Source organism: Veillonella sp. CAG:933 (genome assembly GCF_000431435.1).
In the GTDB taxonomy this organism is placed as follows: domain Bacteria; phylum Bacillota; class Negativicutes; order Veillonellales; family Veillonellaceae; genus Veillonella_A.
On the sequence record NZ_HF986214.1, the window covers coordinates 41,660 to 49,803 of the forward strand.

Genomic DNA, 8,144 nt, shown 5'->3' on the forward strand with positions numbered 1-8,144 from the left:
GGCTACCGCCGCTTCTTCCATAAGGGCACACATTGCAGGCGTAGCGAATACTTCAAGAGCACCGCTTTTCATCGTTTTGGCAATATTGTGCTCATTAACAACCACTGTTGCCTCACCCTTTAATCCCACTTCTATATTCATAATGAAACCTCCTGTAGCTATACCTAATCACCATTAATACGTTTAATGTAATCCCCTACCGGCCAAATACTGCAACTAATTCCAGCCATCCACTATGGCAATCTCAACCGGCGATTTGACTATTACATTATATTCTAAAAACAGTATACTACATTTCAAGAGGCCTTGCTGAAAATTATTATTAAAATGCAAAAAGCCGCCCCTTGCGGGACGACCTTTGCAGCGAGTATAAAATTGTAACCTCGTATGGCTCTCCCTTATGCATCGCAATTAGCAGTAAACGATGTATATGGTTAACACCATGAACGGGTTAATAAATAATTAGGTATAAACGAATTCTTATTTAATGAAGCTTACGTGTTTGTTAATTTCAGCAAGCACTTTTTCTTTCGTTTCGTTGTATTCCACTTTTTTCTGTTCGAACCAGTTGTTGCCATAGGTGTCGATGGACACGATCAATGGACCGAATTCTTTAACACGGCAAGTCCACAATGTTTCCGGCATGCCTAACTCTTTCCAGTTAGCTTGTTCGATTTCTTCTACTTCTGTAGCGGCCAATACGGCATTACCGGCCGGGAATACCAAGTGCAACGCTTTGAATTCCTGACAAGCTTTTTGAGTGCCCGGGCCCATACCGCCTTTACCGACGATGAGGCGAACACCGGTATGTTTTACGAAATCGTATTCGAATTTTTCCATACGCATACTGGTCGTAGGACCTACGGAAATCATTTCGTATTTACCGTTAGCTTCATCGATAGTTTTTACAATCGGACCGGCGTGCAAAATAGCACCGTTGCGAACGTCAACCGGCAGTTCACGACCGTATTCAATCAAACGGCGATGAGCTACGTCACGGCAAGTTGTAATGTGGCCCGTTAAATATACAATATCACCGGCTTTAATGCCTTCTAAATCTTCTGCGGAAATCGGTGTTGTTAAGATTTTCTTTTCCATTAGTATTTCACCCCACTATGCGATAAAACAGTACACTGACCATCTTTAGTAAACACTAAGTGACCACGACGGTGATTCCAGCAACCAACGTTAACAGCTACGCTCAAAACGGAAGGATGACGGGTACCGTTTTCGATATTAACACCCATAACGGATTTGTCGCCGCCCATACCTTGCGGTCCTAAATGAAGGGCATTGATGCCATCTTCCAACAATTGTTCCATATACGCTGCGTTTTTATTAGGATTATGAGAACCTACCGGACGCATGATCGCTTTTTTGGAGTATAAAGCTGCGGTGTCAATGGAGGTAGCAATACCTACGCCTACCAATAACGGTGGGCATGCATTTAAGCCGTAAGACGTCATCAAATCGAGTACGAATTTGGCAACCCCTTCGTAACCTTCGCCCGGCATTAAAGTTTTACCGCTGCCCGGCAAGGAGCAACCGCCGCCGGCCATGTAAGGGTAAATTTCTACATCGTCACGGTCAGGAACAATGTCCCAAAGAATGTATGGAGCCGTTAAGCCGATGTTTTTCTTCGTGTTGAATTCGTCAAATGTTTCTACACAGTTATGACGCAATGGAGTTTCCTGCGTAGCCTGATAGGTAGCATCGCGCAAAATAGTTTCCAATTCGCCGATTAACGGGAAGTTGGCACCACATTTTACCCAATACTGCAATACGCCTGTATCCTGACAGGATGGACGGCTCAATTCTTTAGCCAATTCCATATTCTTGTGCATTGTGTCATAAATCGTTTTTGCCAACGGATTCTTTTCGTCCGCTGCCAATTCTTTTAATTTAGCGTCAACATCATCCGGCAATACTTTAGAAAAATAGCCTACAAAATCCGCAAGAATTTGAGTCATTCGTTGACTCATTTTTTCCTTATCCATACATATCCTCCTTTAACTTATGGGATGTACCGATCCCAAATTACAATCTGTACATATAGAAAAACCTAGAAAAATTTTTATCAAAAATGTTTTGCCGCTTAAAATCAAGGGTAAAACGGGAAGAAAATCGGTAATAAAATGAGTGAAGTGATCATTGCTAAGATTAGGTAAGGACCACCTACTTTGACATAGTCCATAAAACTATAGCCTGCTACGTTATATACCATCGTATTCGGCGGACAACCGATTGGTGTAGCAAAGGCTACGGAACCGCCTATAACGGTCGCCATGAGTACCGCTTTCGGGTCGGCCCCAACCTGCTGTGCCAAGGCCAAGCTGATTGGCACCAATAAAGCAGTCGTCGCTGTATTGGACATGAACTGAGTCAAAATAGCAGCGATACAGAATACAACGGCCAATAACATAAACGGCGACGGATTATCACCGAGGCTCTGAATAATCGTATCCGCAATCATAGCACCGGCGCCGGTTTTCACAAGAGCCTGAGCTAAGGCCAAGGAACCTACAAAGAGTAAAATCGTTTTCATATCAATAGCATTAACGGCTACTTTTTCAGAAATCGTGCGCGTCGCTACGAGGAATAAAGCCCCAATCCAGGCAATAACGTGTAATTTAATGCCCAATTGTGATTCAAAAATCATCCCCAGTACGGTCGCAACCAAGGTACCGGCAGCAAATACTTTGCGCCACATGGCCACTTTACTGTAATCGGCGTCAGTCGTATACTCCGTAGCCGGTGTGTGAGTTGGCTCTTCCGGCAATAACTTATGACCGATTAAAGCGAAGTACGCAATACCTACGAGCAATACCGGCAAACCTACCAAGGCATAGTCGAAGAAGGCGAAGGCCAAATTCTGCTGTGCCAAACCGGATTGAGCAATCATGTTGCCCGGTGAACCGATGAGACTCACATTACCACCGGCAGATGCGGCAATAGCTAAAGGCATTAACAGTTTCGTTGCCTTAATGCCGGTGCGCTGCACAAGACCCATGGCCAGTGGAATCAATACGGCGGTTGTACCCGTATTGGATAAGAATGTAGACATAAGACCCGTGATACACATTACGGCAATAATTAACTGACGTTCCGTTTTGGCAAAACGATTGATTAAACCGCCCACCGCATGAGCCACGCCGGTATCGAAAAAGGCGGCCCCTACAATGAACATGGCCATAAAGAGCAATACATTGGAATCCACAAAGCCTAAGAATGCTTCTTTCGGTGTGAGCACACCGGTCAAGGTCAAGCAAACGGCTACCGTCATAGCGGTTATGGACAAGGGGATTTTCTCCCAAACGAACATGATAATGGCAAAAACTAAAAGAACTAGGGTTACAATAACACCATCCATCTTTGTCTCCTCTCGTACACTAATTGTATTGGTGATACTGTGAATGCATTCGATACTTTCATTATACGCATATACCATAATTCAGCTATCCAAATTACGCTATGAAAATTATTATCAATTACTCTTTATTATGCGATTTGTTATATACTTTTAATGCAAATGATATAAAAAAACAACCGGCTTTTATTTTTAAAAACCGGCTATTATCATCACTCCCTACTTATCATATGACCGTATTCTTATTTCAAATAATATAAAAAAATGCCAACTTCCACTTTTTTTAGATAGCCGTATTTATTTATCTAAAATTTCATCCAAAGTAGCTAATGCGAGACGTAATTGTTCACGAGCGGCCACCAATTCAGCATCAGCGCTGCTTGACTCACTCATAGGATGCGCGCCTTTATCAGTCGGGGTCGCCTCATTTTCAGTCGTATTTTTTCTATAAGTCTCTAACCGCTCATTAATCCCCGCATCATCGACGGCAATATATTCCTTCCAATTATCCATCATCGTATGACGCTCTACCTTGCCGGCTACCTGACGATATTCCGTCGGCGTCGTATGAAAATGCTTGCGAAAGGCCGTATTAAAGGCTTTCACATCAGAAAAGCCACATTCATTGGCAATGTCTACGATTTGCTGCTTCGTATTAACTAACTGTACCGCTGCCTCTCTTAAGCGCATGCGCAGTACATAGGCCTTAAACGAAATGCCCAACTGCCGTTTAAAAAATTGCGACGCATAACTTTCGGTATAGCCGCCAATATCGGCTATCTCCCCCAAAGTCAACGGTTCTTTATAATGTTGATCAATGTAAGTAATCATTTTTTCAAAGGTAGCCGCCTGTTGCAAGGCCACCGGATTTCCCTGAGGCATATAGGAAACAGGCTTTAACAAATCGATTAAACAATGGAGAATACCTAAAAATTCCCTTTCTATTGCAATATCCGGTTCTTCTACCACATTAATGGTCGTAACCTCATCAACTTTATGTTTAGCCAACTGCCGCATCAATTCACTAAGTTGTGTCCGCAACTTGTCATACCCTGAATCGTATCGAGTCATTTCATCGGTGGCCAAAAAGAAACTGGATTGCCTAAATTCCTTGTCATATTGCGCCAGCATTTGCGGATGTAAATGTAACACCATAGCTATCGTATCCGGCTCCAAAGCCAACGTAGCATGCCCACACTGCGGCGGCAAGATAATAAAATCATCGGGGCCCAAATTGGTGTACTCATTGTCATGACATACCTCGACCGCTCCCTGCAGTACTAAGAGCACTTCAATCTCCGGATGCCAATTATAATGATACGTGCCAATCCGATAAATATATTGGCTGAAGGCTATATGTCCATGTTGGTATAAAAAATTATAAAATTGCATGATTCCTCCTACTTTGTTAAACGTTCATAACAAGGGCAACTCACAATATGGTCGTTTACCATGCCGATAGCCTGTAAAAAAGAATATACAATCGTAGGTCCCACAAAGGTAAAACCGCGTTTCTTCAAATCCTTACTGATTTGCTCCGCCAACGGTGTTATAGCCGGCACGTCCGCTTCTGTTTGCCAGTGACCAACTAAACTTTCGCCGTTCGTAAACGCCCAGATATACGCATCAAAAGATCCGAACTCGGCCTGAATTTTCTTAAATGCCAAGGCATTTTTACGAAGTGAAGCAATCTTAAGTCGATTCCGAATAATATTCGGATTCTCCAATAATTGAGACTCTTTGTCCGGCGTATAGGCCGCCACTTTATTTATATCGAAACCATCAAATGCTTCACGCATGGCTTCGCGACGTTTTAGTACTAACGTCCAACTGAGTCCGGCCTGCATAGTTTCCAGTACTAAAAACTCAAACAAAACGGAATCCTCATGGGTTGGCACGCCCCACTCGGTATCATGATATACTTGCTCTTCCAAGCTGCGTTTAGCCCACGCACATTCTCTGCCGGTTGTCATACGTCTACCTCCACCGTAAAGTAGCATATTTTAAACATAATTGCAAATACTCAAATCATATACGCCATTGAAAACACTCATAATGTATGCAAAATTAACATAATCAAAATTATATTTTATCATTTAAATGTGGCATTTTTTTCTAATTTAGCCTATAGTAGTATTATACCATGTTATATAGTAGGGGGTATTTCTTACGGAGGTGTTACCTATGATGCAACTGACAGGTGGTATTATCGTAATCATCGCATTTGCCGCCATCATTAGAAAGTATGAAACCCGCACCGTTCTACTTGTAGCCGGCGCACTTATGTGTTTCATCGGCGGCGTAATGGGCCAATTCATGGATTCGTTTGTCAAAACCATGATTCACGGTTCCTTAGTCCCAACTATTTGTACCGTAATGGGCTTTGCTTTCGTTATGAAGCATACGGAATGTGACCAACATTTAGTGCATGCATTATCAGGCCTTATTTCTAAAAGCCATGCCATTATCATTCCGCTTGCCATGCTCGTAACCTGGTGGCTCAACATCGCCGTTACCAGTGCAGCCGGTGCCGCTGCGGCTATCGGCAGTATCTTGATTCCCGCTTTAATTGCGGCCGGCGTACATCCGGCCATGGCCGGTGCCGCTATCTTAGCCGGCACTTGGGGCAGTGCCATCAGCCCCGGCAATACGCATGTGGCCTTCATTTCCAAGATGGCCAATGTAGATGTTATGTTCGTTGTCCTTGAAACTGCCTTACCGGCCATCATCGCATCCTTAGTAGTAGCCGTATCACTTACCTTAGTAGCGGCATTTCGCAAGGAAGGCCCAAGCAAGGCTCGCCAAGAAGCGTTAGCAGAACAAGGTACCGCTTCTATCGTAAGTAAATTCAAAGTTAACGGTCTTAAAGCTATGGCACCGATTGTGGCGCTCGTTATTTTAGTTGTAACCAACTTAAACATTGCTGCGCTCAAAGATATGGGGATTGCTAAAGTAAGCGTACCGGCCGCTATGATTATCGGCTGTGTAGTAGCTCTCATTATTGCCCGCGCCCATGCCCTTGAAGAAGTAACGAAAGACTTCTTCAAGGGCATGGGCGATGCCTACGGCANNNGCATGGGCGATGCCTACGGCAGCATCATCGGTCTTATCATCGCCGCTGCGGTTTTCACCAAAGGCATGCAGGCCATGGGCCTTACCGATGCGTTATTAACGTATATGAAGGATTCTCAATCATTCGCTAAAATTGCCGGCAGCTTCGGTCCGTTCATTATCGCTATCTTAAGCGGTTCCGGCGACGCAGCAGCGCTTGCCTTCAACGGTGCCATCACACCGCATGCAGCCAGCTTCGGCATGAACATGGTCGACCTTGGCTCCTTGGCACAGATTTCAGGGGCTATCGGTCGTTCTACTTCACCGGTAGCGGGTGCGGCCATTATTTGTGCATCCCTCGCCAATGTAGGTCCTATGGAGCTTGCCAAACGTAATATCGTGCCAATGTTGGTTGGCGTTATTACATTCCTTATTTTATTCTAAGTTGAAATTTGCATCCCCTATTCATTACTATATTAACCGGTACTATTAATTATTTATAACTGAAAACTCTCACATTATACAATTTCTTTATTTTATTCTCTCACATTATGTTTAGGAGGTTCTCATGATCCAAGAAAAGCGTATCCTTGATGAATTCTTAGAATTGATTCAAATTCCTTGCTCCACCCTTAAAGAACGTGAAATCGCCGACTTATTGACCAAGCGTTTAGAAGCTTTCGGTTTTACCGTTGAAGAAGATAATGCCGGTGAAAAATTGGGTGGCAATGCAGGTAACTTAGTGGCAACTCTTAAAGGAAATGTTCCTTCCGCCCCTATGATTATGCTCACCGCTCACATGGACTGCGTAGAACCTTGCGCCAATATTAAACCACAAATTAAAGACGGCCTCATTACTTCGGACGGCACTACAATCCTCGGGGGTGACGACAAAGCCGGTGTGGTAGCTATCCTAGAAGCCTTGCGTGTTGTTAAAGAAGACAATCTCCCTCATGGCGATATACAGGTTGTCTTTACTATCGCTGAAGAAGGCGGTGTAAACGGCTCTAAGAATATGGATTCGTCCTTACTTAAAGCTAAATTGGGTTATACTTTTGATACCTCCGGTGCACCGGGCCGTATCGTACATAAAGCACCGGGCCAGAACAAAGTACGTGCCACCATCACCGGTAAAGCGGCTCATGCCGGCAACGCTCCGGAAAAAGGCATTAACGCCATCGTTGCGGCCGGTCATATTTTAATAAAATTACCGCAAGGCCGTATCGACGAAGAAACGACTTGCAACATCGGTACCATCAGTGGTGGTCGTGCTACCAATATCGTAGCGGAAGAAGCGGTTATCTTTATGGAAACCCGCAGCCGTAATAAAGCAAAATTAGCTAAATTAACCGACGAAGTGGTAGCTATTTTCGAACAGGGCGCTAAAGACACTAATACGTCCATTAAAGTAGAAGTATTACCGGCTTACGATCCGTTCGATGTGCCGGTAGATTCCGAAACAATTCGCCTCGCTTCCAAAGCGGCCGAAGAATTGGGCTTCACCGTTAATGTAGTTGAATCCGGCGGCGGCAGTGATGCCAGCTTCTTCAATGCCTATGGTGTACCGACAGCCGTTCTCGGTGTTGGTATGACCAATGTGCATACGAAAGAAGAATGCATTAAGGAAGAAGATTTATATAATTCCGCCCGCTTAGCTTTACAAATTATTGTGGAAGCAGCTAAATAGTAACATTAAATCTGTATAACACCAACGCCCCGTTCCTTA

General features: G+C 44.0%; 8 protein-coding genes. 2 read left to right on the plus strand and 6 right to left on the minus strand.

All coding sequences use genetic code 11. From position 1 onward, the window contains the following. From QZL64_RS14570 to QZL64_RS09350, 6 genes are all read right to left on the minus strand, one after another. A partial coding sequence (locus QZL64_RS14570; RefSeq protein WP_441351091.1) for a thioesterase, FlK family occupies nt 1–141 on the minus strand: 141 nt, incomplete at its 3' end. Nucleotides 142–480: 339 nt separating this feature from the next. Continuing rightward, nucleotides 481–1,098: a L(+)-tartrate dehydratase subunit beta gene (gene ttdB, locus QZL64_RS09330; RefSeq protein ID WP_021841728.1), complete on the minus strand. Its 618-nt coding sequence runs from the start codon at nt 1,096–1,098 to the stop codon at nt 481–483. Next, a complete protein-coding gene (ttdA, locus tag QZL64_RS09335; protein ID WP_021841729.1) occupies nt 1,098–1,997 on the minus strand; it encodes a L(+)-tartrate dehydratase subunit alpha in 900 nt (299 codons plus the stop codon). Before ttdA ends, ttdB begins: the two co-directional genes overlap by 1 nt. A 104-nt stretch (nt 1,998–2,101) precedes the next feature. Next, nucleotides 2,102–3,370, minus strand: coding sequence for an SLC13 family permease (locus QZL64_RS09340; protein ID WP_127059177.1), 1,269 nt, complete (start codon nt 3,368–3,370; stop codon nt 2,102–2,104). Nucleotides 3,371–3,664: 294 nt separating this feature from the next. Beyond that, the gene (locus QZL64_RS09345) at nt 3,665–4,759 is read right to left on the minus strand and encodes an AraC family transcriptional regulator (protein WP_021841731.1); all 1,095 of its coding nucleotides are present in this window, start codon (nt 4,757–4,759) and stop codon (nt 3,665–3,667) included. A gap of 8 nt (nt 4,760–4,767) precedes the next feature. Then, nucleotides 4,768–5,340, minus strand: coding sequence for a DNA-3-methyladenine glycosylase I (locus QZL64_RS09350; RefSeq protein WP_021841732.1), 573 nt, complete (start codon nt 5,338–5,340; stop codon nt 4,768–4,770). Between the two features lie 214 nt (nt 5,341–5,554). Here QZL64_RS09350 and dcuC point away from each other — a divergent pair, with 214 nt between their 5' ends. Then, nucleotides 5,555–6,862, plus strand: coding sequence for a C4-dicarboxylate transporter DcuC (gene dcuC / locus QZL64_RS09355; protein WP_441351092.1), 1,308 nt, complete (start codon nt 5,555–5,557; stop codon nt 6,860–6,862). A gap of 124 nt (nt 6,863–6,986) precedes the next feature. Beyond that, entirely contained in the window at nt 6,987–8,105 is a 1,119-nt protein-coding gene (locus QZL64_RS09360; protein ID WP_021841734.1) for a M20/M25/M40 family metallo-hydrolase, read from the plus strand. The last annotated feature ends 39 nt before the right edge of the window (nt 8,106–8,144 follow it).

What these genes read in the sequence shown, in the direction of transcription:
- ttdA (WP_021841729.1), bottom strand. Translation starts at nt 1,997, where the DNA reads ATGGATAAGGAAAAAATGAGTCAACGAATGACTCAAATTCTTGCGGAT.
- QZL64_RS09340 (WP_127059177.1), bottom strand. Translation starts at nt 3,370, where the DNA reads ATGGATGGTGTTATTGTAACCCTAGTTCTTTTAGTTTTTGCCATTATC.
- QZL64_RS09345 (WP_021841731.1), bottom strand. Translation starts at nt 4,759, where the DNA reads ATGCAATTTTATAATTTTTTATACCAACATGGACATATAGCCTTCAGC.
- ttdB (WP_021841728.1), bottom strand. Translation starts at nt 1,098, where the DNA reads ATGGAAAAGAAAATCTTAACAACACCGATTTCCGCAGAAGATTTAGAA.
- QZL64_RS09360 (WP_021841734.1), top strand. Translation starts at nt 6,987, where the DNA reads ATGATCCAAGAAAAGCGTATCCTTGATGAATTCTTAGAATTGATTCAA.
- QZL64_RS09350 (WP_021841732.1), bottom strand. Translation starts at nt 5,340, where the DNA reads ATGACAACCGGCAGAGAATGTGCGTGGGCTAAACGCAGCTTGGAAGAG.